We start from the raw sequence: 24465 nt of genomic DNA, 5'->3' as shown, positions 1-24465 counted from the left end.
CTAATGCTCATGAAAGTTCAGACATCAATCCACCCTTCCTCGGTCGTCGAAGAAGGTGCCCAGCTCGGCGAAGGTGTGCGTATCGGACCCTTCTGCCATGTCGGCGCCGATGCCGTCATCGGCGATCGCGTCGAGCTGGTCAGCCATGTCTCGGTGATGGGCGCGACCACCGTCGGCGGCTCGACCAAGGTCTATCCAATGTCGACGCTCGGGGCGCCGCCGCAAAACACCAAGCACAAGGGCGGGCGCACGACGCTGGTCATCGGCGAAAATTGCACCATCCGCGAAGGCGTCACCATGCATGTCGGCACCGATTCCAGCCGCGGCGAGACGACGGTCGGCGATAATGGCAATTTTCTGGCCTATGCCCACATTGCCCATGACTGCGTCGTCGGCAAGAATGCCACCTTCGCCAACGGAGCAACGCTAGGCGGGCATTGCGAGATCGGCGACAATGTCTATATCGGCGGCCTGACCGCCGTGCATCAGTTTGTCCGCGTCGGCGACAACGCCTTTATCGGCGGCTGCTCGGCGGTCGTCGGCGATGTCATTCCCTTTGCGATCGCGGTCGGCAATCGCGCCAAGCTGCGCGGGCTCAACGTCATCGGCCTGAAGCGCTCCGGCCTGCCGCGCGCCGAAATCTATATGCTGCGCAGGGCTTACAGGGCGATTTTCGACCACTCCCGCACGGTCGGGGAGAATGTCGAGATCGCCAAGGCGGAATTCGCCTCGTCGCCGACGGCCATGAAGATGATCGACTTCATCACCAGTCGCGGCAAGCGGCATTATGCCGTCCCGCCGCTTAAGGGCGGTGGCGGCGATGACGATGGCGATGACGAGGGCTGAGCCCGCCGGGTCAGCGCTTGTACTCGCGCCGGGCTCCAGGGTCGGCATCATCGCCGGTGGCGGCAGCCTGCCGGTCGAAGTGGCGGAAGGTCTGGTCAGACAGGGACATTCGCCTTTCATCATCCTGGCCGAGGGCGAGGTGGATCGCGAAGCGGACTTTGCCGCCTACGAGCAGGCGACGCTTGCGCTCGAAGACATCGGCTTCCTGCTTCCCTTGCTGAAGCGCGAAGGCATTAGCCACCTGGTTCTTGCCGGCGAGATCAAGCGCAGGCCGCGGCTTGCGAAGATACGTCCAACGCTCAGTCTGCTGACGATAATCCCCTCCGTGGCAATGGCGCTGGCCCGCGGCGACGACGGGCTTCTGAAGGTTCTGACGCGCGGGCTGGAAAGGCGCGGTATCACGGTGGTCGGAGCGCATGAGATCGTTCCAGATCTCGCTGCCGGCGAGGGCACGCTGACCAAGGCAGGACCAAAGCAATCGGACTGGCGCGATATCGAGGCGGGCCGCGCGGCGGCCAAGGTAATCGGCGAGCTTGACGTCGGCCAGGCGGCGATTGCGGTCGGAGGGCGGGTTATCGCGTTGGAAGGCATCGAAGGCACTAAGGGCCTGCTCGAGAGGACGCGCGAATTGCGCGGGCACGGCAGGCTCGCCAGCAAGACGCGCGGCGTCCTGGTCAAATGCGCCAAGCCAGGGCAGGAGCTGCGCGCCGACTTGCCCTCGATAGGCCCGCAGACGGTCGAGGCCGCACACGCGGCCGGCCTTGCCGGCATCGCCGTCGAAGCCGGCCGCTCGCTCATTCTCGAAGGCCCGGCGACTCTCGCGCGGGCCAATGCGCTTGGCTTGTTCATCGTCGGATTTCCCGCGACGGAGCCGACCGATGGCCAGTGAGAGGCCGCTCAAGATCGCCATCGTCGCGGGCGAGGAATCGGGCGACCTGCTGGGCGCCGACATCGTGCGTGCGCTCGAGAAGACCACCGGCCGTAAGATCCGGCTCGTCGGCATCGGCGGCCGGCATCTGCAGGACCTGGGGCTGACACCGCTCTTCGACGGCAGCGAGATCGCGCTGATGGGCTTCAGCGCCGTCTTGCGCGACCTGCCGCGGCTGATGCGCCGGATCAGTCAAACAGCCGGCGCCATCGCGGCGGAGCGGCCGGATTGCCTGATCACCATCGACAGCCCTGATTTTTCGCTGCGGGTCGCCAAAAGGGTCCGCGCCGCCGCGCCCGCTATCCCGATCGTCCATTATGTCTGCCCGAGCGTGTGGGCATGGCGGCCGGGCAGGGCGGCGGCGATGAAGCCCTATGTCGATCACATCCTCTGCATCCTGCCCTTCGAAGTGAAGGCGCTCACCCGACTTGGTGGGCCCCCCGGCACCTATGTCGGCCACCGGCTGACCCAGGATCCCGGCGTGCTTGGCGCCGCGAAGGCGCAGAGCTTGCCGCGGGACCTGTCGGAGGATCGCGTGAAGACGCTGCTCGTGCTGCCCGGCTCGCGCCGCGGCGAGGTGCGCCGGCTGATCGAGCCGTTCGGCAAAGCGATGTCGGTCTTGCATCAGCGCGGTCACCGCTTGCGGCTGATGCTGCCGACGGTGCCGCATGTCGCCGACCTGGTGAAAACATCTGTCACGCGGTGGGACGAGAAGCCCGAGATCATCACCGATCCGGAGCGCAAATGGTTGGCTTTCGGCAAGGCCGATGCGGCTCTGATCGCCTCCGGAACCGTTTCGCTCGAGCTTGCGCTTTGCGGTGTTCCAATGGTCTCCAGCTACAAGCTCGATCCGATCGCGAGGCAGCTGCTGCAGCATCTGGTGACGACCTGGTCGGCGCTGCTGCCCAATTTGATCGCCGATCGCGCGCTGGTGCCGGAGTTCTACGATCAGTATGTCAGGCCGGAGAACCTGGCGCGTCAGCTGGAAGCCCTGTTTGCCGATACCGGCATGCGCGCCTGGCAGCGGGCAGGTTTCGCCGAAATCGCCAGGCGCATGGCGACCGACAGGCCGTCGGGCGAGATTGCTGCCGAGGTGGTGCTGGGGTGCATCAAGAAAGCGAATAGGGAGTAGCGAATAGCGAGCAGGCTAGGCGCGAGCGCCGACGGGTTTCTTTCACTGCTCGCTACTCGCTATTTCGCTATTCGCTCAATCACCGCTTCGCAATCGGCACGTAGTCGCGCTCCGTGGCGCCGGTGTAGAGCTGGCGCGGGCGGCCGATCTTCTGGTGCGGGTCTTCGATCATTTCCTTCCACTGCGCGATCCAGCCGACGGTGCGGGCGACCGCGAACAGCACGGTGAACATGGTGGTTGGGAAGCCCAGCGCCTTCAGCGTGATACCCGAATAGAAGTCGACGTTCGGATAGAGCTTCTTCTCGATGAAATACTCGTCGGTCAGCGCGATCTTCTCCAGCTCCATCGCGATGTCGAGCAGCGGATCATCCTTGATGCCGAGCTCGCCCAGCACCTCATGCGCCGTCTTCTGCATGATCTTGGCGCGCGGATCGTAGTTCTTGTAGACGCGATGGCCGAAGCCCATCAGGCGGAACGGGTCGTTCTTGTCCTTGGCGCGGGCGATGAATTCCGGGATGTGATCGACATGGCCGATCTCGCCCAGCATGTTGAGGGCCGCCTCGTTGGCGCCGCCATGCGCGGGGCCCCAGAGGCAAGCAATGCCGGCCGCGATGCAGGCGAACGGATTGGCGCCCGAAGAGCCGGCGAGACGAACCGTCGAAGTCGACGCGTTCTGCTCGTGATCGGCGTGCAGGATGAAGATGCGCTCCATGGCGCGCGCCAGCACCGGATTGATCTTGTACTCCTCACACGGCACGGCAAAGCACATGTGCAGGAAGTTGGCGGCGAAATTCAGCTCGTTCTTCGGGTAAATGAAGGGCTGGCCGATGTGGTATTTGTAGGCCATCGCCGCGATCGTCGGCATCTTGGCGATCAGTCGCATGGAGGCGACCATGCGCTGATATGGGTCCGAGATGTCGGTCGAGTCGTGGTAGAAGGCCGACAGCGCGCCGACCACGCCGCACATGACGGCCATCGGATGGGCGTCGCGGCGGAAGCCGGTGAAGAAGCGCGACATCTGCTCATGCACCATGGTGTGGCGCGTCACGCGATAGTCGAAGTCGTCCTTCTGCGCCTTGGTCGGCAATTCGCCGTAGAGCAGGAGATAACAGACCTCGAGGAAGTCGCCGTGCTCGGCGAGCTGGTCGATCGGGTAGCCGCGATGCAGCAGGATGCCGGCGTCGCCGTCGATGAAGGTGATCGCCGACTCGCAGCTTGCCGTCGAGGTGAAACCGGGATCGTAGGTGAAGGCCCCGGTGGTGCTGTACAGCGCGCCGATGTCGATCACGTCGGGCCCGGTCGAGCCGCTTCGCACCTTGAATTCATGCGTCTTGCCGGCGAGCTCGAGCCTTGCGGTCGACTCGCGCGCCTTGCCGCCCGATTCCAGTTTTGTCGCAGCTTCGCTCATTGCAAACTCCTTTATGTTTTCTCATGCCGGCAAGGCAATTCCTGCAAACGACACGTCGAAATCACCGGAATGCGCGAACTTGCCACCGCATTTTAGGAGGTGCGTGCCAGATTGGGCCAAGGCCTAATGTTGCACTGCGAAACACACCTTTCAATGCCAATCTTCTTGGGCCAGTTCGCTCCTAATCGATTTGATCCGCAACCCGCGCCAGGCTCTCCTCACGGCCGAGCACAGCGAGCACATCGAACACGCCGGGCGAGGTGCTGCGGCCGGTGAGCGCAGCTCTCAGCGGTTGAGCCACGGCGCCGAGCTTATGGCCGCCTGCCTGCGCAAAATCGCGAATAGCGGCTTCCGCGGTCGCGGCGCTCCATTCGCTGGAGATCGCGGCGAGCGCGGCATGGGTACCGCGCAAAATGGCGCGGGCGTCGCTGCCAAGCAACCCCGCAGCCCTTTCGTCGAGCTGCAAGGGCCGCTCGGCGAACAGGAAGCCGGCTCCATCGACGAGCTCGACCAAGGTCTTTGCCCGCTCCTTGAGGCCCGGCATGGCAGCAAGCAGCTGTGCCTGGCGCCTGTCGTCGAGCTTGGCCGCAAGCGCCGGGCCACCCTCGAGATAGGGCAGGGTGGCTACGAGAATATCAAATAGCGCCTTGTCGTCCATCTTGCGCATATGGACGCCGTTCAGCGCCTCGAGCTTGGCGAAGTCGAACCGGGCGGCGCCCTTGTTGACGTCGCCGATGTCGAACCAGGAGATCATATCCTTGATCGACATCACCTCGTCGTCGCCGTGGCTCCAGCCGAGCCTGGCCAGATAGTTGAGCAGGGCCTCCGGCAGATAGCCCATGGCGCGATAAGCCTCGACGCCGAGCGCGCCGTGGCGCTTCGACAGCTTGGCGCCGTCGGCACCATGGATCAGCGGGATGTGCGACATCGACGGCACGGTCCAGCCCATGGCGTTGTAGATTACGGTCTGGCGCGCGGCGTTGGTCAGGTGATCGTCGCCGCGGATGATGTGGGTGACGCCCATATCGTGATCGTCGACGACGACGGCATGCATGTAGGTCGGGTTGCCGTCCGAGCGCAGGATGATGAAGTCGTCGAGGTCCTTGTTCGGGAATCGCACCTCGCCCTGCACGCGGTCGTGCACGACGGTCTCTCCTTCGGTCGGCGCCTTGATGCGGATGGCGCCCTTGACGCCGGGAGGCGCCTCGGAGGGGTCGCGGTCGCGCCACTGGCCATTGTAGCGCGGCGGCAGCCCCTTGGCCCGCGCCGCCTCGCGCATCGCCTCCAGCTCGGCAGGCGTCTCATAGCTGTAATAGGCCTTGCCCAGCCGTACGAGCTCCTCTGCCACCTCACGGTGGCGCGGCGCTCGCTCGAACTGCGACACGGCCTCGCCGTCCCATGAGAGGCCGAGCCAGGTCAGCCCGTCCAGGATAGCGGCTGTCGCCGCTTCGGTGGAGCGCTCGCGGTCGGTGTCCTCGATGCGCAGCAGCATCGTGCCGCCCGTGTGCCTGGCGTAGAGCCAGTTGAACAGCGCCGTGCGCGCCCCGCCGATGTGCAGATAGCCGGTGGGCGAGGGGGCAAAGCGGGTGACGACCTTGTCGGACATGGAACTCTCGGAAGAAGCTCTGAAGCGGGCATGATTGCGCGGACTTTCGCGCGGTGGGCGTTCATGTAGCATAGGAGGTCTGGGGCGCAAGGGGCAGACCCGATGGCTGGACGTGGCCGGGGTGCGGAGGATGGCGAGAAGACGACAGCTGGCGTGAGCGAGCGCCTGCTGTTTGCCGACACCGTGCCTGCTGAGGCAGTACCGGTTTGGGTTCCCGTGCCGCGTCCGGCCACCGAGATTTCGGACGGCGACGCCGTCGTGAAGCCGCCTCCGCCGGCAGCCATCGACTTGATCCGCAGGCGGTTCCGCCGAGCCTCGTTTTCCGCGATTCGCCGGGGTGTGGCCGAGGCAGCCTCCACCGAGCTCGACCGCGGCATCGGCTTCCTCCTGGTGCCGGTGTTCCTGGCCGCCGGCGTGATACTCTATTATTCCTTGAGCGCCGAGCCGGATCTTTACAGACCGCTGGCGGCGGTGGCGCTGATGGCTCTATGCGCGGCGGTTTCGCGTCCCTGGCTGAAGACACACCTGGTCTTTATGGCGGCGTTGTTTTGCGCGCTGGGATTCGTCGCCGCGAAGGTCGAGACCTGGCGCGCCGCTACACCGATGCTCGGCTCCGAAATCCAGACGCGGCTGACAGGCCGCGTCGTCATCGCCGAGGAAATGGCCAATGGCCGCGTCAGGCTGACCATCGATCTCGTCTCGACCGCGCATCCAAAGCTGCGCTACGCGCCGGATCGCGTCAGGCTTTCGGCACGCAGGATCCCGGCCGGCATGAAGGCCGGATCGCTGGTGATGGGTTACGCGCGGCTTCTGCCGCCGACCGGGCCGGTCCGTCCCGAAAGCTATGATTTTTCCTTCGACAGCTATTTTTCCGGCATCGGCGGCAGCGGATTTTTCCTCGGCGACCCGAAAGTCATTCCGCCAACCGACCCGATCGCTCAGACGAGCATCGCCTCGGCCATCGAGAACGCGCGCGAAAATATTGCCGACCACATCAGAAGCACCGTCGGCGGACCCGAAGGCGAGATTGCCGCCGCACTGATCGTCGGCGTGCGCGCCGGCATTCCCGAGGACATCAACGAGGCGATGCGGCGGACCGGCATCTATCACATCATCTCGATTTCGGGCCTGCACATGGCGCTGGTCGCCGGCACGGTCATGCTTCTGCTGCGCGGCGCCTTTGCGCTGTTCCCGGATTTTTCGTCACGCCGGCCGGTGAAGAAATATGCCGCGACAATCGCGCTTATGTCGATCGCCGCCTATCTCGTCATCTCCGGCGTGGTGGTCGCCGCCGAGCGAAGCTTCATCATGCTGGCCGTCATGCTGATCGCCGTGCTTTTCGACCGAGCCGCGCTGACGATGCGCAACTTGGCGATCTCGGCCATCGCCGTCATCCTGGTGTCGCCGCATGAAGTGGTTGGCCCGAGCTTTCAGATGTCGTTCGCGGCAACCGCCGCCCTTGTCGGCGCCTATGCCGGCTGGTCCGACTACCGCGCCGGCAAGGTGAGAGCGCCGCCGGACAAGCGTTCGTTCCTGCGGTTCATGTCGCACAAACTGGCAGTCGGAGCAGGTGGCGCCGCAATGACGTCGATCATTGCCGGAAGTGCCACGGCGCTGTTTGCCATCTGGCATTTCCAGCGCGTCTCGCCGCTCAGCCTGCTGGCCAATCTCGCGATCATGCCGATCGTCACGATCGTGATGTTTCTCGCCGTCGCCAGCGCGGTCATGATGCCGTTCGGCTTCGACGGGCCCTTCCTCTATTTGATGGGCAAGGGCCTGGCGGCGATGATCGCGATCTCGGCGTGGATTTCGGAGTGGTCGCCGGTCGATGCCGTGGGCCTGATCTCGATCCATTCGGTGCTGCTGGCGACGATCGCGCTCGTCATCGCCACGATGGCGACTACCTGGTTCAGGCTGGCCGCAATTCCTTTCGCTGCCGCGGCCGTGATGATCATCCCGCAGGTGCGCACGCCGGACCTGCTGATCTCGGAGGACGCGCATCTGGTGGCGATGCCGATCGGCGGCGGCGAACTCGCCATCAATCGCGCCCGCTCCAACGAGTTCACCACCGATAACTGGAAACGTGCGCTCAAGGCCGAAACGATCGTGCCGCCGGAGACATTCGCCAAGGGCACGCTGGACTTGGCCGATCCGGTCGACCTGCCGCCTGGATCGCCCTTTTACTGCACGGGCGATCTCTGCATTGGCCGGCATCCATCAGGCGCGATCGTCGCGCTCGCCGAGAACCGCGAAGCTGCCCGGCCTGCCTGCGACTTCGCAGACCTCATCGTCATCAACGACGCCACGGCCTACAATCCCTGCCACGATCCGCGTATCCTCGTCGTCACCAAGCGGCAGCTCGCGCGCGACGGCAGTGCCGCCGTCTTCTTCGATCCGCAATCGGCGACGGCGCGAGCAACCATTCAATACGCCGTCGAAAAACCGTACCGCCCTTGGCACGAACAGCGGCGCTACTCGCGTGAGGCGAGGGGGTTGGCGCCTTACAAGAAGCCCGAGAAGCCGGAAGCCAAGCCGCAGCCCCCTCAGTAGCGGCGGATGAGCCCGACGAGCTTGCCCTGAACCTTCACGCGATCGGGACCGAAGATGCGCGTCTCATAGGCCGGATTGGCAGCCTCGAGCGCGATGGAGGCGCCCTTGCGGCGGAAGCGCTTCAGCGTCGCCTCCTCGTCATCGACCAGCGCCACGACGATCTCCCCGGGGCTCGCAGTGCTGGCGTTGCGGATGATGACCGTGTCGCCGTCGAAGATGCCGGCCTCGATCATCGAGTCGCCTTTGACCTCGAGCGCGTAGTGCTCGCCGCCCGCGATCATGTCCGGCGGCACTGTGATCGAATGCGTCTGGTGCTGGATGGCGTCGATCGGCACGCCGGCGGCAATGCGACCCATCACCGGGATGGAGACGGCTGAAACGGCGTCGTCGTCATTGCTGGGCGTCGGCGTGCGGGCGGGCGCCGCGGGTTTGATCTGGCGGCCGAGATTGCCTTGGCCGCCCTGGATGACGCTCGGCGAGAACTTCTTCGCCGCATTGAGGCCGGGCGCGATCGAGTCAGGTAGGCGCAGCACTTCAAGGGCACGCGCCCGGTTCGGAAGCCGGCGAATGAAACCGCGCTCCTCCAGCGCCGTGATCAGGCGGTGGATGCCCGATTTCGAGGCAAGGTCGAGCGCTTCCTTCATCTCATCGAAAGACGGCGGAATGCCGCTTTCCTTGAGCCGTTCATGGATGAACATCAGCAGTTCATGTTGTTTGCGCGTCAGCATGGCGGCCCCCATGGGTTCTGAAACCAGAATCAGAAAAACAAACCCAGAACAAACACTATCTGTTCCAGTTGTGTTCCGCAACCGTTTAAAGTTTAGTGAATGTGTTGACGTTTTGTTCAGCGTAACATCAGAACGCTGCATTCCTCGCCGGCTTCAGCCGCCGGTGCGAAGGGTTGGCGCACGATCAGGCCATTGGCATCGGCGAGCATCCTCAACATCGAGGAATCCTGGATGCCGAACGGTGTTGCGATCAACGCCCCCGCATCTTCGCGGACCACGGCGCGCACATAGTCCTGCCTGAGATCGTTGGCGTGCATTGCGACGCCTAACCGGGCCGTGCGGATTTCCTGACGGCAGGACCGGCCGCCCAGCCGCGCCAGAAGCGGCTTCAGGAACAGCTGCGAGCAGACCAGGCTTGCGACCGGATTGCCGGGCAGGCCGATGCAGCGAATGTCGCCGAGCCGGCCAAACATCAGCGGCTTGCCGGGACGCATGGCGATCTTCCAGAAGTCGAGCTGCATGCCTTCGCCGGTCAGCACGTCATGGATCAAGTCGTGGTCGCCGACGGAGGCGCCGCCAAGCGTGACGATGACGTCGGCGCCGGCCTTGACCGCCTTCTTGACCAGGGCCGCGATCGCGTCCTTGCGGTCGGCGGCGATGCCGAGGTCGAGCGCGCGCGCGCCGACCGACTGGGCCGTAGCTGTGACGCCACAGGCATTCGACGAGATGATCTGGTCGGGGCCGAGCGCGCTGCCCGGCGGCAGCAATTCATCGCCGGTGGCGATGATGGCGAGCAGCGGCTGCCGCACCACGTTGAGACTCGGATGGTTGGCCGATGCCGCCAGCGAAAGCGCCGCCGGATCGAGCTGGCGGCCTTTTTCGAGGAGCAGGTCGCCCTCGCAGAAGTCGAGGCCGCGGCGACGGACGTTTCGTCCCTCCACGGTCGGCTCGGTCACTTCGATGCCGCCGCCGCCGAGATCGCGGACATTCTCCTGGATAACGATGGTATCGGCGCCTTCGGGGAGCGGCGCGCCGGTGAAGATGCGCACGGCCTCGCCCTTGCCGACAGAGCCGGTGAAGCCACGCCCGGCGGGGGCCATGCCAATCACGGAGAGCCGGGCCGGCGCCGAGGCTACGTCGGCGGCCCGTACGGCGTAGCCGTCCATCGCCGACGCATTGAAGGGCGGCTGGGTGCGCAGAGCCACCACGGGGTCGGCCAGCACCCGGCCGGACGCGTCGGCCAGCGGCACGCTTTCGCCTGGCAGCGCGGTCGCGCCGTCCAACAGGCGTTGGAGCGCGTCAGCGACTGGAAGCAAAGCCATGCTAAGGACCTACCTTGTAGTCGCCCGACTTGCCGCCGGTTTTCTCGACCAGCCTGATGCCGGAAATCGCCATGCCGCGGTCCGCTGCCTTGGCCATGTCGTAGATGGTGAGGCAGGCGACCGACGCCGCGGTCAGCGCCTCCATTTCCACCCCGGTCTTGCCGGTAACCCTGGCAAGCGCGCTGACCCTCAGGCCGGGAAGCGCGTGGTCGGGCTCGATCTCGACGGACACCTTGGTGAGAAGGAGGGGATGGCAAAGCGGGATGAGCTCATGCGTCTTCTTGGCCGCCATGATGCCGGCGAGGCGCGCCGTGCCCAGCACGTCGCCTTTCTTGGCGTCGCCGGCCAGGATCATCTCCAGCGTTTCCGGCTGCATGGTGACATACCCTTCGGCGATGGCCGTGCGCGTCGTCTCGGCCTTGCCGCCGACATCGACCATGTTGGCTTCGCCCTTGGCGCCGAGATGCGTAAGCGCGGGCATCCTCAAACGGCCTCGGCAGGCGCCTTGCCCGTCAGCAGAAGGGCGGTCGCGGCGGCCACGTCGGCCTGCCGCATCAGGCTTTCGCCAACGAGGAAAGTGCCGATCTTGCTCTTTTCCAGCCGCCGGCAGTCCTGATGGGTGAAAATGCCGCTCTCGCTGACCAGCAGCCGGTCGTCCGGGACCATGGCGGCAAGCCGCTCGGAAACGTCGAGGCTGGTTTCGAAGGTTCTCAAATCGCGGTTGTTGATGCCGATCAGCCGCGACGAGAGGCGAAGCGCGCGTTCCATCTCCTGTTCGTCATGCACCTCGACCAGCGCGTCCATGCCGAGATCGAAGGCCGTGGCTTCCAATTCACTGGCCAAGGCGTCGTCGACGCTCGCCATGATGATGAGGATCGCGTCCGCGCCCCAGGCGCGGGCTTCATGAACCTGATACGGGTCGAAGAGGAAATCCTTGCGCAGGGCGGGCAGGCCAACGGCGGCGCGCGCTGCGGTCAGAAAGCCGGGCGCGCCCTGGAAGGACGGTGCGTCGGTCAGCACCGAAAGACAGGCAGCACCGCCTTGCTGGTAGGCCCTGGCGAGCGCCGGCGGGTCGAAGTCGGCGCGGATCAAGCCCCTGGAAGGGCTGGCCTTCTTGATCTCCGCAATCAGCGCGAAGCCGCCAGCCTTCCGCTTGGCCTCAAGCGCCGCAAGGAAGCTGCGCGGGGGTTCCGCATCCTTGGCCTTCGCCTTGACCTCGGCAAGCGGCGCGCTGAGCTTTGCGGCGGCGATCTCATCGCGCTTGTAGGCTTCGATCTTGCGCAGGATATCGGACAAAATTCTAACCGTTCGAAATCTCGATGAGCTTGTCGAGCACCGCCAGCGCCCGGCCGCTGTCAATGGCCTGCGCTGCTGCCTCGATGCCATCGCCGAGCGTGGTCGCCTTGCCGGCCACCACCAGCCCGGCGCCGGCATTCATCAGCACAGTGTCGCGATAAGCGCCGGCAGCGCCGCCCAGCATATCGCGCAATGCCCTGGCATTGTAGGCCGCTTCGCCGCCGCGCAGATCTTCCTTGTTATGCCGCTTCAGTCCGACCGCTTCCGGAGTGAGGGTAAAGGTGCGGATCTCGCCGCCGGCGAGCTCTGCGACCTGCGTCTCGCCCGTGGTGGTGATCTCGTCATAACCGTCGCCGTGCACGATCCAGGCATGATCGGTACCCAGCGCCTTCAGCGTCTCAGCCACCGGCATGATCCATTCGGGCAGGAAGACGCCAACCATCTGCCGGCCGACGCCGGCTGGATTCGACAGCGGCCCGAGCAGATTGAAGATGGTGCGCGTGCCGAGCTCGCCCCGGACAGGACCGACATGCTTCATCGCCGGATGATGCGCTGGCGCGAACATGAAGCCGACGCCGGCTTCCTGGATGCAGCGGCCGATCGTCTCCGGTGCGATGTCGACTTTGACGCCTAGCGCCATCAGCACATCCGCCGCGCCGGTCAGCGAGGACAGGCCGCGATTGCCGTGCTTGGCCACCGGGACACCCGCGGCGGCGATGACGAATGCCGATCCGGTCGAAATGTTGACCGAATGCGAATTGTCGCCGCCGGTGCCGACGATGTCGATGGCGCCGCGCGGGGCTTCGACGCGGAGCATCTTGGCGCGCATCGTGGCGACCGCGCCGGAGATCTCGCTCACGGCCTCGCCGCGCACGCGCAACGCCATCAGGAAGCCACCGATCTGCCCCGGCGTCGCGTCGCCCGACATGATGATGTCGAAGGCCTCGCGCGCTTCCTCGAAGGAGAGCGCGGTGCCGGTCGCGACCTTGGCGATGTATGTCTTAAGCGCGCTCATCGTGTCTGTGCTTGGGAAACGGCGGCCGGATCGATACGAACGTCATATTGCGACTGCAGCTGCGCCACCAGCTGATCGAGCAGGTCGTCGGATATGCCGGCGCTGAAAGATTTCTGCGCGTCTTCCGGGACAGAGCTGCCATCGGCGCCGGCAGGTTCGAAGACTTCGGCAACCTTGAACAGGATCTGACCGTCGCCGGTGGGCGAGGGGATCAGGCCCGTGCCGCCTTCGCCGACGCCGAACATGGCCGCCGCGCCCTCCTTGCCGAAATCGGCATCGTCGGCTTCGCGCTTCAGGCCGCGCTTGGTCTGCTTCTCGAGCTTCAACTCGCCCGCGATCACGTCGAGCGTCGCACCGGCCTTGAGGCGCTTTTCCAACTCCCCGGCCTTGGCGGTGAGCCGCTTGTCGGTCTCGGCCGCGGTCCAGTCGGCCACCACCTTCTGGCGAACCTCGTCCAGCGTGCGGTCGCGCGCCGGCGTGATCGACTGGACTTCATAGAAAACGAAGCCGTTGGCGGCAGTGGTCAGGCCTTCATTCTCGGTGTTCGGCTCGGCCTCGAAGACGGCCTTGATGAGGTCCGCCGATTGCGGCAGGTCGTTGACGATCGTGCCGTCCGGCCGCTGGCCGGTACGGTCGATGGCGTCGATGGTGACGACCTTGAGCTTTAGCTTGTCGGCCGCCTGGGCAAGCGAGGCACCGGAAGCGCGGGTGTCCTCGTAGCTGTCGTGGACGTCGAGCAGGACGCGGCTTGCCTCGCCGAGCGCAAGATCCTTGCGGATCTGGTCGGACACTTCCGAAAGCGGCTTCACCACCTGCGGCTTGATTTCGGTGACGCGCAAGAGCACCGGGCCGAAGGCGCCCTGAACCACCGGGCTGACCTCGTTGACGTTGAGCGAGAAGGCTGCGTCGGCCACCGCCTTGTCGGCGATCTTGTCCTTTGCCAGCGTGCCGAGCACGGTGTCGGCCTGCGTCTTGCCCTCTGCGGTGACGATCTTGTCGAAGGTGGCGCCGGCCTTCAGGGAGTCAAATGCCGCCTTGGCCGCGTCCGGCGTCTTGAACACCAGCTGTTCGATGGTGCGCATTTCGGGTGTCGTATAGCGCGCCTTGTTCTTGTTGTAGTCCTCAGCGACTTGGCTGTCGGTCACCGCCGTCGGGTCCATGATGTCCTGCGGCTCAAGCCGGATATAGGAGAATTTGCGGTATTCCGGCGCGGCGTAGTTCTTCTTGTTGGCTTCGAAATAGGTTTTCAGCGCGCTGTCGGACGGCGCCTCGATCGGCTGGACGAGTGTCTTCGGCAGGACGAGATAGTCGATCGTGCGGTCCTCGCCGCGATAGAGCGCGACCGCCTTCAGGAAGGTCTGCGGCGCCTTGAGGCCGTCGGAAATCGCCTCGACGATCTGTTGGCGGACCGCCACTTGCGAGCGGTTCTTCAGATAGTCCTCGGGTCGCATGCCGATCTGGCTCAGCAGATATTCGAAGGTCCTGCGGTCGAACTGGCCGCCTGGACCCTTGAAGGCCGGATCCTCGCGCGTCAGCTCGGCCAGCCGGTCCTTGGAAAGGCCAAGCCCGAGCTTGCGAGCCTGCTCGTCGAGAACGGCGCCGGAGACGAGCTGCGCCAGGACCTGGTTGTCGAGGCCGAGCAGCTTAGCCTGTTCATGCGTGATGCGCTGGCCATATTGCTGCGACAGCAGGTTGATCTGGCGATCGTAGGCGAGGCGGTATTCGTTGATCGAAACCGTGGTGCCGCCGGCGGTAATCACCGAATGATGGCCAGCCAAGCTTCCCGACAGGCGCCCGGAAATACCCCAGACGGCAAAGCTCACCACCAGCAAGGACAGCAAAGCTTTCGCGACCCAGGTGCCCGCCGCGCTTCTCAAAATACCAAGCATGCCCACTTCCGATCTTTGCGCATTTTCGCATGCGCCGACTCTGAAACAAGCGCAATAGCGTCCTTCCGGCCCACTGTCGATTGCTTTGTGGCCCGATTTTGGTAGTGAGGGCGCTGCCTTATGTTGCCTGGAGAACTCGACGCCATGACCCCTGGAATCCGTCCGCTCGTTGCCGGCAACTGGAAAATGAACGGCACCAGGGCCTCGCTCAACGAGTTGAGGATGATCGGCAACGGCTTCATGAGCGGCCTCGATGCGGAGACGGAAGCCCTGGTCTGCGTTCCGGCCACCTTGCTTCACCAGGCCGCAGAGATCCTTTCGCGGACACCGGTTCGCGCCGGCGGCGAGGATTGCCACCCCAAGGAGAGCGGCGCCTATACGGGTGAGATTTCGGCCGAGATGCTGAAGGATGCCGGCGCAAGCCATGTCATCGTCGGCCACTCCGAGCGGCGCGAGCAATGCAGCGACGATGATGCGATCGTCAACGCCAAGGCTTCGGCCGCCTGGCGGGCAGGGCTGGTGGCCCTCATCTGCATCGGCGAGACGCGCGCCGAGCGTGAATCCGGCGCGACGCTCGATGTCCTGTCGCGCCAGCTCGACGGTTCGGTGCCGGCGAGCGCCACCGCCGCCAACACCATCATCGCCTACGAGCCGGTCTGGGCCATCGGCACCGGCCTGACGCCGACCGCGGCCGACGTCGCCGAGGCGCATGCCCATATCCGTGGCAAGCTGACGGCGCTGCTCGGCGATGCCGCGGCCAGAATGCGCATTCTCTATGGCGGTTCGGTCAAGCCGTCCAATGCTGTGGAGCTGCTCGGCGTCGAGAATGTCGATGGCGCGCTGGTCGGCGGCGCAAGCCTGAAGGCGGCCGACTTCCTCGCCATTGCCGAAGCCTATATGCACATGTCATAGCCGCAGACGGCGGCAGGGGCGCGGCCCAAATCGTTGCAATGGCCGCATTGCTCCCCATATTCCCGGCCACGGGCTTGGAAATGCCGCCAAAGCATTGTAAGGAGCCGCCTCCAAATCACCGGTCGTATGCGCGGCCGCGCAAGGCCTCGCCAGGATAAATTATGGAAACGGTACTGATCGTCGTTCATCTTATGGTCGTGCTCGCCCTTGTCGGCGTGGTGCTGCTGCAGCGCTCCGAAGGCGGCGGTCTCGGCATTGGTGGCGGTTCCGGTTTCATGACGGCGCGGGGCGCAGCCAACGCGCTTACCCGCGCGACTGCGATCCTGGCCGCGGCTTTCTTCGTGACCTCGCTCGCGCTCTCCATCCTTGCCCGCTACGGCGAGAAGCCGATCGACATCCTCGACAGGGCACCGGCTTCGACCTCGGGCAATGCCGGCAAGGGCGTGCTCAACCAATTGCCGGGCGCCACCGGTCCGGTGGGCAGCTCGCCGCCGGCGGCGCCGGCTGGCGGCACCGCGCCGGCCGCCCCGTCGGGCGGAACGACAACCACGACGCCGCTGTCGAATGGCGGCACCACCACGGCCCCGGCCACTGCTCCCGCAACACCGGCGCCTGCGAATCCGACCACGCCGCCGGCCGCGAACGGCGTTACCTTGCCGGTCACCCCGCAGGTTCCGAACCAGTAGCCGGACAAGCATTGCTGCCGCGATCTGTTGTTCTTTGAACACAGTCGCGGCAAATGCCGCTCGATCACGAAGATTCAACCAAATGTAACGCGTCGCTCAGCTTGAGGGCGCGCTGGCTAATCGATTATAGATTGCGCGCGGCACTTTTCGGCGTCCTTGGGGGGCGCCGGGCGACGCCGTTGGGCAACTAGCATAGAAAATCGGATCTTCGCCATGCAGCTTCGCAGCTTCATCCTTTTGGGATTCTGTGCCGTATTCGGCATGGGCTCCGCGGCCTTTGCCTCACCGGCAAATCTGGCCGCTTCGCCGTCGGTAGAGAAGACCGACGCAATTCCCGTCGCCGCCAAGAGCGACGCATCGCAGCTGAGGCTTCTCAAGAAGAAGAAAAACCCGACTCCGGACGACCTCGCGCAGATCGAAAAGCTCGAGGCCAAGATCGCTGCCGACAAGGAAGCGGCCAAGCAAAAGGCGCTCGAAGCCCGCAAGCTGGCGATGCGCGAGGCGGCCAAGGCCAAGGCGGATGCGGCGCGTCAGGAATGGCTCTCCAAAAAGGGTTCGGCCGCGCCGGCCGAAGTGGCCGATGCGAAGCCCGGGAAGAAGACCGTCAAGATCATCGAACCGCTCACGCCCGTGGCGCCGATCGCCTCGCTCCAGGCCGAGGAGCCAATCCCGGCCGAGGCGATGAACATCACGGCCACCGGCAACAACGGTGAGTTGCGAAGCGAACAACCCGGCCAGAAGCGGGCGAGCAGCGGCGGGCTGTTCGCCGGCCTGTTCGGCGGTTCCTCGGTGACCTCGATCAACTATCTGCCGGAGACCCGCGCGCTTGATTCGGCGCTCGCCAAGAAGGATGCCAAGAGGCCGTTCAAGGTGAAGCCGGAGTTCGTGCCGCAGGACGTCGCCTTCACCGGCTATGAGCCCGGGACGATCGTCATCGACACGACTGCTCGCCGTCTCTACCTCGTCGAATCGTTTTCCACCGCGCGCCGCTACGCCATCGCAGTCGGCCGTGAAGGCCTGCAGTTCAAGGGGACGGTGGCCGTCGGCGACAAGCAGGAATGGCCACGCTGGATCCCGACGCTCGACATGCAGAAGCGCGAGCCGAAGCACTATGGCCAGTACAAGGACGGCATGCCCGGTGGCGGCGAAAACCCGCTCGGCGCGCGCGCCATCTACCTCTATGACGGCAAGAAGGACACGCATCTGCGCATCCACGGCACCATTGCACCGCAGTCGATAGGAACCAGCGCTTCCAACGGCTGCTTCCGCATGATCAACGAGCACGTCATGGATCTCTACAGCCGCGTCAAGATCGGCACCAAGGTCGTTATTATCTAACGCGTTGAAGCAAACTGCCGAAAGGGCCGGCACCACCGGCCCTTTTTCTTTGATCGAAGCGCGTCGCGTTGAAAGACGCTGGTGCCGCGCTTTCGAGTTTCTGTTCTGATGCCTGCCGTTCTCCCAAAACCACTGCACAGTTTTGGGCGGCATGCTTCAGAGAAATGCCCGTCCGGACACAGCGCCATCTGGGAAAAAGCCTTCGCGGCGGTTTTTTCTCTGGCGGAATCAATCAGGCCGCGTTAAGCGATGACTCCCATGGCGCGATATGTATTCATCACAGGCGGCGTGGTTTCCTCACTCGGAAAAGGCATCGCTGCAGCAGCTCTTGGGGCTCTTCTGCAGGCGCGTGGCTATCGCGCGCGGATCAAGAAGCTCGATCCATACCTCAATATCGACCCCGGAACGATGTCGCCGTATCAGCACGGGGAAGTGTTCGTGACCGACGACGGCGCCGAGACCGATCTCGATCTCGGCCATTATGAGCGTTTTACCGGCCGCTCGGCCAACCAGCAGGACAACATCACCACCGGCCGCATCTACAAGAACATCATCGAGCGCGAGCGGCGCGGCGACTATCTCGGCGCGACCGTGCAGGTGATCCCGCACGTCACCGACGAGATCAAGCATTTCGTCCTTGAAGGCAATGACGATTACGACTTTGTGCTGTGCGAGATCGGCGGCACTGTCGGCGACATCGAGGCGATGCCGTTCCTGGAGGCGATTCGCCAGCTCGGCAACGACCTGCCGCGCAACAACGCGGTCTATGTGCATCTCACCCTGATGCCGTACATCCCTACCGCCGGCGAATTGAAGACCAAGCCGACGCAGCATTCTGTCAAGGAATTGCGCGGCATCGGCATCGCGCCCGACATCCTTCTGGTGCGCGCCGACCGGCCGATCCCCAAGGAAGAGCGCCGCAAGCTTTCGCTGTTCTGCAATGTGCGCGAGAGCGCCGTCATCCAGGCGCTCGACGTGCCGCACATCTACGACGTGCCGATGGCGTATCACAAGGAAGGGCTGGATTCCGAGGTGCTTGCAGCCTTCGGCATCGATCCGGCGCCGAAGCCGCGGATGGAGCCGTGGCAGGCGCTCTCCAGCCGCATCCACAATCCGGAAGGCGAGGTGACGATTGCCGTCGTCGGCAAATACACCGGCCTCAAGGACGCCTACAAATCGCTGATCGAGGCGCTGTCGCATGGCGGGCTTGCCAACCGCGTCAAGGTCAAGCTTGACTGGATCGAGAGCGAGATCTTCGAGAAGGAAGACCCGACGCCGTGGTTGGAGAAGGTGCACGGCATTCTCGTTCCCGGCGGTTTCGGCGAGCGCGGCTCCGAGGGCAAGATCCTGGCCGCGAAGTTCGCGCGCGAGCGCAAGGTGCCTTACTTCGGCATCTGCTTCGGCATGCAGATGGCCTGCATCGAGGCTGCGCGGTCGCTCGCCGGCGTCGAGCATGCCTCTTCCACCGAATTCGGCCCGACCGAGGAGCCGGTCGTCGGCCTGATGACGGAATGGCTGAAGGGCAACATGCTGGAGAAGCGCAGGGCTACCGGCGATCTCGGCGGCACCATGCGCCTCGGCGCTTATCAAGCCGACCTCGCCAAGGGGTCGAAGATCGCCGAGATCTACGGCGACACGCAGATCTCCGAGCGCCACCGGCACCGCTACGAGGTGAACATCGACTACAAGCAGCGGCTTGAGGATTGTGGCCTGGTCTTTGCCGGCATGTCGCCAGACGGGGTGCTGCCGGAGACGGTGGAATATCCCGACCATCCCTGGTTCATCGGCGTGCAGTACCACCCTGAACTGAAGAGCCGCCCGCTCGAGCCGCACCCGCTGTTTGCAAGCTTCATCGAAGCGGCGGTGGAGCAGTCGCGGCTGGTCTGAACGATCGGCCGGCGACCATGCGAACTTACGTCGCGCTGCTCTACAGCATCATCCTGGGCGAGGGGCGGCGCGTTGTCATGTCCGAGCTCAAGGCGATGGCCGAAGCCATCGGGCTGAAAAACGTCCGCACGCTGGTCGCCACGGGTAATCTGGTCTTCGAGGCGCGGACGGCCAGCGTTTCCGGTCTCGAACGGCGGCTGGAAAAGGCCTTCGAAGAGACTTTCGGCCGCCATGTCGATATCATCGTGCGCGGCGCAGAAGACTGGCTGAAGCTTGCTGCCGCCAATCCGTTCCCGGACGAATCGGCAAAAGCCGGCGATCAGGTCGCGGTGCGGGTGATGCGCCGGCCGGCGCCGGAAGAAGCCGCAGCGGCTCTTACAGCCTATGCCGCCGCGGACGAGAAGGTGCTGACGGTCGACGGCGATATTTGGGTCGTCTTTTCGCGCGAGCGGCCAAGCTCGCGGCTGCTCGCCGCAGCAAACCACAAGCGCATGGGGATCGGCACATCGCGCAACTGGAACACGGTGCGCAGACTGTCCGAGATGGTCGCCAAATAGGTTGAAATAAGGGTGGCTTTCGCCGCCCCGACTACTCAAGTCTCAACCCTCCGCGCCGGAGCAGGGCGAATCCGATTCCTCGATCGTTCACCGAAATCTGAGGCAGGCGACCGTTCCGATGAAAGGCCGCTGAGAAACACCTGCACGCAATCTGGAGATGATTCTCGTTTCGAGAAGCTGGCGCAAAACGGGAGATTTGATAAGGTTTGCTCAAGTCTACATGTCAGGGGGCATCGTGAGTTTGTAAGTAAATCTCAGCCACGCTTACAAGTGCCTAGCACGACACGGGCGTGGATTACACCGAAGAAGAACTGGGCTCGGCCGGGGTAGGGATGGCAAGCTTCTTTCGGACAGCACCTCAATGCGGGGGCGATAATCGCAATACCGTTCCAAGACAGCCAAGAGCTGGCCATACCGGCACGCGATTCCTGTTGCAACTCATCGGTTCATATTAGAGCGATGCCGGGAAAGCCCGACACAGAGTTCCGCCGTGCTTCAAACGAGGAGACGGAGCGGCTCACAACGGGTGAGCCGCTGCAAAATTGTCGAGCCGTCTCGGCTCTTATCGGGCATTCAGTGGGGGTTGGGCGGCGTATACGGCTGGCCAAGAGCCTCTGAAACCGCAACAAATACACGCGTTGCAGGCGAAGAGCAGACCGTGTCGCGTGGATCGTCGGTCAGCGTCGGCTCCGCCTTGCAATCGCCGGAAGCAATGTCGCTGTTGGTCTGGACCACGGCGGCTATGTCCGCACCTGCCTTGTAAAACAAGGTCGTGTTGTAGCCTGGCAGTTCGCCCGTATGGCCCACCCAGCCGCCGATGCAACCGACGCCGATCCCGTAGCCGGCCGCGCCCGGGAAGGTCAGCCGCTCCTTCTGCGCAGCTGCCCCCAGCAAGCCGTTCCCGGTGACCAGTGCCCGAGCATAAACCAGCAAATCGTCGATATTGGAAATCAGTTCCCCTGCAGTCCATCCCCAGGATGGGTTCCAGTTCGTCGCGTTGCTTGGTGCATCCGGCTTGGCAAAATCCCCCTGCAGGGTAAAGCCCTGAGCATAGGGCACCGGCATATCCACCGAGTCACCCGGCCAGGACGTGTTCTTGAGCTTCAGCGGATCAAAGATCTGCTCCTTGAAAACCTCGCCGACGGTCTTTCCAGTAACCTGCTCCATGACCATGCCGAGCAGGATAGTGTTGGTGTTCGAATAGTTGAACGAGGCTCCGGGCTCGAAGAGAGGCGATTCAGCCACGCCGATGGCCACCAGCTCCTTGGGCGTGAAGATCGTTTGAGGCTTGGAGAACAAGACATCTTGGAATTTTGCACTTTGGGTATAGCTCGCAATGCCGCTGGTCATATCGGCGAGCTGGCGGAGCGTGATCCGATCGCCATTGGGGATGCCGGGTACGTATTTCTGGATCTTGTCGTCAAGCGACAGCTTCCCAGCTTCGGCCAGCTGCATGATCGCTGTGCCGGTGAATGTCTTGGTAACTGAACCGATGCGCGTGTGCATCCCCACAGCCATGGGTGTGCCGGCGGAAGGGTCGGCCTTGCCATACGCCGCCTTCCATATTCCGGAAGGTGTCACCACGCCGACGATGACACCCGGTGCCGCCGTCTTGGGCAGCGCGGATCGAACCGCAGCGTCAAGCTTCGCGCTGAGCTTCGGGGGCAGCGGCGTTGCCTTGGCCGGAACCGACCCATCGGCAATCACTTTTTCGATGTTCGCAACGCATCGCGCGCTATCGGCTGCGAACGCATATTGGGAGGAAAAAGCAAACAGGGCGACGGAACCGATGCAGCGGACGATCAGACGAACCCCATTCTCTTCCATTGCCATTCTCCACATTTAGAAAAAGGTCGGACGAACATCATGGTGAGCAATTAAGGATCGAAAAGTCGGGCGCAGGGCGTTTTGGAGCTCTTGGCGGGGAAGCGCACAGCGCCGGCGTTGGTTGGCGAGCGCAAGTTCGTCTAAACGAACATTCTCAACCCGGACGGGAACTCGCCTCTCCAACTTGCGCCCCTCCGCATAAGCTACGTTCCGAGGCAAAGATACGATAAGATGAGGTCCGGAGCCAAGGTGTATCGCTGGGCGTGGAGCGCTTTGGCAGAACTCGCCTAGCTAAGCACGGCGTTAGTGCCAGCAAATGGTGCTCGGCGGCTTGGAGAATGGCGATGTTCGACTTCGAAAATCTTGGTCAGAAGCGACAAGCGGGAATTCTTGCGAAAGTATCGGAGACTTCCACCTTTCCGGTGACACGAAGGCACGTGCTCGCAAGCTCAACCCTGCCGTTTCTCGTCGCCTTTGCCGGTGTTCGGCGGGCAGCCGGCGGATCGCAGGATCCGGTGTTTCAATTGACCAAAAGCCAGGTTCCTGAACGCAGGGTCGCGCTCCTTCAATGCGTGCTCGAGGACAAAGGATTTTACTCTTCCGATGTTGATGGACTGTTTGGCCCGCACTGGGGACTACGAGGTCGATCTATATAACAGCGCGATTTTGGCAAGGATGGCTATCGCGTCTTACTCTCACGAATTCGGTTCCTGGTATCCTCTCACGGACGACCAGCTTATGGCGGGCTTTGCTGTTACGGACGGCTATATAGACGCAACAGGCCAGGACGTGGTCGTCGTGTCTCCTGAAGAAATGGATCCTACCATCTACATCATTGAGCCCGAGCTCGAACTGCCCTGACGCAACTTTTTCGAGCGCAAGGACCCCGCATTGGCTGGCCCGAGATGGTAGGCAAGTGAGACGAAGCAAATGGGGCGGCTTTCGCCGCCCCGACTGTGTTAAGCCTTGGCCATGCGTGCGCCGGCGCCGAGCGCCATTGTGCGCAGCACATAGTAGACGGCGCCCGCGATCGCGACCCCGAAGAACCAGCCATAGACGCCCCACCAGGACGGCAGCCAGTTGGTGAAGTTGGGCAGGATCGAGGAGAAGATCGCGCCGATGCCGGCGGCGATGAAGGCGTTGACGTGCCAGCCGCCCTGGAAGCGAAACTCGCCATCTTCGCGGTAGAGCGCTTTGACGTCGACCTCGCCCTTACGGATCAGATAATAGTCGACCATCATCACGCCGAAGATCGGCCCCATCGTCGCGCCGATGATGTTGACGAAGGAGGCAGCGCTGCCTTCCCACGGCGCAAACGGATAGAGCACCAGCGCGATCAGCGCCGCGATATAGCCGCCCTTCTTGAAGTCGATCTGACGCGGGAAGACGTTGGAGAAGTCGAAGGCCGGCGAGACGAAGTTCGCCACGACGTTGATGCCCAGGGTCGCCACCGCGAAGGTCAGCGCGGCAAGCGCCGCCAGGAACCAGCTGTCGAATTTGGCCGAGATCTGGTCGGGGTGGAGCAGCACCTCGTGATAGACGTCGTAGGCGGCGATCGTGGTGACGCCGGCGACCAGCGAGAACAGGATCAGGTTGACCGGCAGGCCCCAGATGTTGCCCTTGCGCAGCGCCGCGTTGTTGGGCGCGTAGCGGGCGAAGTCGCAGAAGTTGAGGTAGAGCGCCGAAAAGTAGGTTACCCAGATTGCCGCCACCGCGAACAGCGCGGTCCACGAACCCGGCTCGCCTGGCACGCCGGCATCCTTGGTCTTGTCGAGCAGCACGTCCATCGGAATATCGCTGGTGAAGGCGAAGGTGCCCGACTTGACGCAGAGATAGATCGCCAGGATCAGCATCATCACCCAAACGGCGGGTCCGGCCCAGTCCTGGAAGCGCCGCACCGTTTCCATACCCTTCTGAATGATCAAAAGCTGCAGCGCCCATATGACGACGAAGCAGATCACCTCCAGGGTGGAATGGCCGAGCAGATGCGAGGTCCGGTTGAATTCGTCGAACCACTGCAGCCGCGTCAGCAGCGCGACGATTGCGCCCGACGCGGCGGCCGTCTGGGCGCCATACCAGAAGCAGGCGACGACGGCGCGCACCAGCGCCGGAATGTTGGCACCCCAGATGCCGAAGGAGGCGCGCGCAAGCACGGGGTAGGGAACGCCAGTCTTCACGCCGGCACGACAAGGTTCATCAGGAAGTAGATGATCAGCGAGCCGATGCCGATGGCGATGATGAAGTTGACGAAGCCGCCGCAGAACAGAAAAAGGCTCGCGGCGAGATAATAGCCCCAGAGGCTGTGGACGTCGGAAGTCCAGACGTTAAAGATTGAAAACGGCCCCCAGTTCCTGACTGTTGCCGGAGCCAGATCCTCGTTGTAGAGGTCCGGCGAAGCGCCTTGTATAGTCATTGCAACTGTCCCCTTTTGCAAAACGCGGCGTCCCCGCGTTAACTGGTGAGGGTAAGCCTGACGCTGGGGAACCTACAAGCAATCCATTTGCCGGCTTTGGCCTTAAAGTCATTCAATGAGAATCG

General features: G+C 63.7%; 19 protein-coding genes and 1 pseudogene. 10 read left to right on the top strand and 10 right to left on the bottom strand.

Annotated elements, in window-relative coordinates:
- Positions 1-9: 9 nt before the first annotated feature.
- Genes lpxA through lpxB form a run of 3 tightly spaced genes read left to right on the top strand, consistent with a single transcriptional unit; the run spans position 10 to position 2906 of the window.
- Positions 10-846, top strand: a complete 837-nt coding sequence (gene lpxA / locus CK222_RS14075) for an acyl-ACP--UDP-N-acetylglucosamine O-acyltransferase (RefSeq protein WP_095800874.1) — start codon at positions 10-12, stop codon at positions 844-846.
- Positions 833-1735: a UDP-2,3-diacylglucosamine diphosphatase LpxI gene (gene lpxI / locus CK222_RS14070; RefSeq protein ID WP_095800875.1), complete on the top strand. Its 903-nt coding sequence runs from the start codon at positions 833-835 to the stop codon at positions 1733-1735. Before lpxA ends, lpxI begins: the two co-directional genes overlap by 14 nt.
- Positions 1725-2906 (top strand): lipid-A-disaccharide synthase, encoded by a 1182-nt coding sequence (lpxB, locus tag CK222_RS14065; RefSeq protein ID WP_095800759.1) that lies wholly within the window; start codon positions 1725-1727, stop codon positions 2904-2906. Before lpxI ends, lpxB begins: the two co-directional genes overlap by 11 nt.
- A 79-nt stretch (positions 2907-2985) precedes the next feature.
- Here the strand turns inward: lpxB and gltA are convergent, their stop codons facing one another.
- Positions 2986-4314: a citrate synthase gene (gene gltA, locus CK222_RS14060; protein WP_095777720.1), complete on the bottom strand. Its 1329-nt coding sequence runs from the start codon at positions 4312-4314 to the stop codon at positions 2986-2988.
- A gap of 181 nt (positions 4315-4495) precedes the next feature.
- The gene (gene gltX, locus CK222_RS14055; protein ID WP_095800758.1) at positions 4496-5920 is read right to left on the bottom strand and encodes a glutamate--tRNA ligase; all 1425 of its coding nucleotides are present in this window, start codon (positions 5918-5920) and stop codon (positions 4496-4498) included.
- 102 nt (positions 5921-6022) lie between these two features.
- Here gltX and CK222_RS14050 point away from each other — a divergent pair, with 102 nt between their 5' ends.
- Positions 6023-8470, top strand: coding sequence for a ComEC/Rec2 family competence protein (locus tag CK222_RS14050; RefSeq protein ID WP_095800757.1), 2448 nt, complete (start codon positions 6023-6025; stop codon positions 8468-8470).
- On the opposite strand, the gene lexA is transcribed toward CK222_RS14050, so the two are convergent.
- The 6 genes from lexA to CK222_RS14020 form a co-directional block, all read right to left on the bottom strand.
- Positions 8464-9198 (bottom strand): transcriptional repressor LexA, encoded by a 735-nt coding sequence (lexA, locus tag CK222_RS14045; RefSeq protein WP_066992799.1) that lies wholly within the window; start codon positions 9196-9198, stop codon positions 8464-8466. The genes CK222_RS14050 and lexA overlap by 7 nt on opposite strands.
- Before the next feature lie 116 nt (positions 9199-9314).
- Positions 9315-10520, bottom strand: a complete 1206-nt coding sequence (gene glp / locus CK222_RS14040) for a gephyrin-like molybdotransferase Glp (protein WP_095800756.1) — start codon at positions 10518-10520, stop codon at positions 9315-9317.
- Position 10521: 1 nt separating this feature from the next.
- Entirely contained in the window at positions 10522-11001 is a 480-nt protein-coding gene (gene moaC / locus CK222_RS14035) for a cyclic pyranopterin monophosphate synthase MoaC (protein ID WP_095800755.1), read from the bottom strand.
- 2 nt (positions 11002-11003) lie between these two features.
- Positions 11004-11819, bottom strand: coding sequence for an indole-3-glycerol phosphate synthase TrpC (gene trpC, locus CK222_RS14030; RefSeq protein ID WP_176477646.1), 816 nt, complete (start codon positions 11817-11819; stop codon positions 11004-11006).
- Between the two features lies 1 nt (position 11820).
- Positions 11821-12831, bottom strand: coding sequence for an anthranilate phosphoribosyltransferase (gene trpD, locus CK222_RS14025; RefSeq protein WP_066992683.1), 1011 nt, complete (start codon positions 12829-12831; stop codon positions 11821-11823).
- The gene (locus CK222_RS14020; RefSeq protein ID WP_095800753.1) at positions 12828-14720 is read right to left on the bottom strand and encodes a peptidyl-prolyl cis-trans isomerase; all 1893 of its coding nucleotides are present in this window, start codon (positions 14718-14720) and stop codon (positions 12828-12830) included. Before CK222_RS14020 ends, trpD begins: the two co-directional genes overlap by 4 nt.
- A 144-nt stretch (positions 14721-14864) precedes the next feature.
- Here CK222_RS14020 and tpiA point away from each other — a divergent pair, with 144 nt between their 5' ends.
- From tpiA to CK222_RS13995, 5 genes are all read left to right on the top strand, one after another.
- Positions 14865-15632, top strand: a complete 768-nt coding sequence (gene tpiA, locus CK222_RS14015) for a triose-phosphate isomerase (protein ID WP_095800873.1) — start codon at positions 14865-14867, stop codon at positions 15630-15632.
- Positions 15633-15793: 161 nt separating this feature from the next.
- Positions 15794-16318 carry a preprotein translocase subunit SecG gene (gene secG, locus CK222_RS14010; RefSeq protein ID WP_095800752.1) on the top strand — a complete coding sequence of 175 codons (525 nt, stop codon included), beginning with the start codon at positions 15794-15796 and terminating at the stop codon, positions 16316-16318.
- 213 nt (positions 16319-16531) lie between these two features.
- Positions 16532-17656, top strand: coding sequence for a L,D-transpeptidase (locus CK222_RS14005; protein ID WP_095800751.1), 1125 nt, complete (start codon positions 16532-16534; stop codon positions 17654-17656).
- A 249-nt stretch (positions 17657-17905) separates the two neighbouring features.
- The gene (locus tag CK222_RS14000; RefSeq protein WP_095800750.1) at positions 17906-19543 is read left to right on the top strand and encodes a CTP synthase; all 1638 of its coding nucleotides are present in this window, start codon (positions 17906-17908) and stop codon (positions 19541-19543) included.
- 17 nt (positions 19544-19560) lie between these two features.
- Positions 19561-20100, top strand: coding sequence for a DUF1697 domain-containing protein (locus CK222_RS13995; RefSeq protein ID WP_067319938.1), 540 nt, complete (start codon positions 19561-19563; stop codon positions 20098-20100).
- Between the two features lie 573 nt (positions 20101-20673).
- Here the strand turns inward: CK222_RS13995 and CK222_RS13990 are convergent.
- Entirely contained in the window at positions 20674-21927 is a 1254-nt protein-coding gene (locus CK222_RS13990) for a serine hydrolase domain-containing protein (protein WP_095800749.1), read from the bottom strand.
- 344 nt (positions 21928-22271) lie between these two features.
- Here CK222_RS13990 and CK222_RS31610 point away from each other — a divergent pair, with 344 nt between their 5' ends.
- Positions 22272-22583, top strand: coding sequence for a hypothetical protein (locus CK222_RS31610; RefSeq protein ID WP_141247063.1), 312 nt, complete (start codon positions 22272-22274; stop codon positions 22581-22583).
- 303 nt (positions 22584-22886) lie between these two features.
- Here the strand turns inward: CK222_RS31610 and CK222_RS13980 are convergent.
- Positions 22887-24340: pseudogene (locus CK222_RS13980) on the bottom strand (NCS1 family nucleobase:cation symporter-1).
- Positions 24341-24465 lie beyond the last annotated feature (125 nt).

Source organism: Mesorhizobium sp. WSM3866 (assembly GCF_002294795.1).
Lineage (GTDB): Bacteria > Pseudomonadota > Alphaproteobacteria > Rhizobiales > Rhizobiaceae > Mesorhizobium.
The sequence above is the reverse complement of the archived record's forward strand: the minus strand, read 5'-3'. Positions and strand labels throughout refer to the sequence as shown.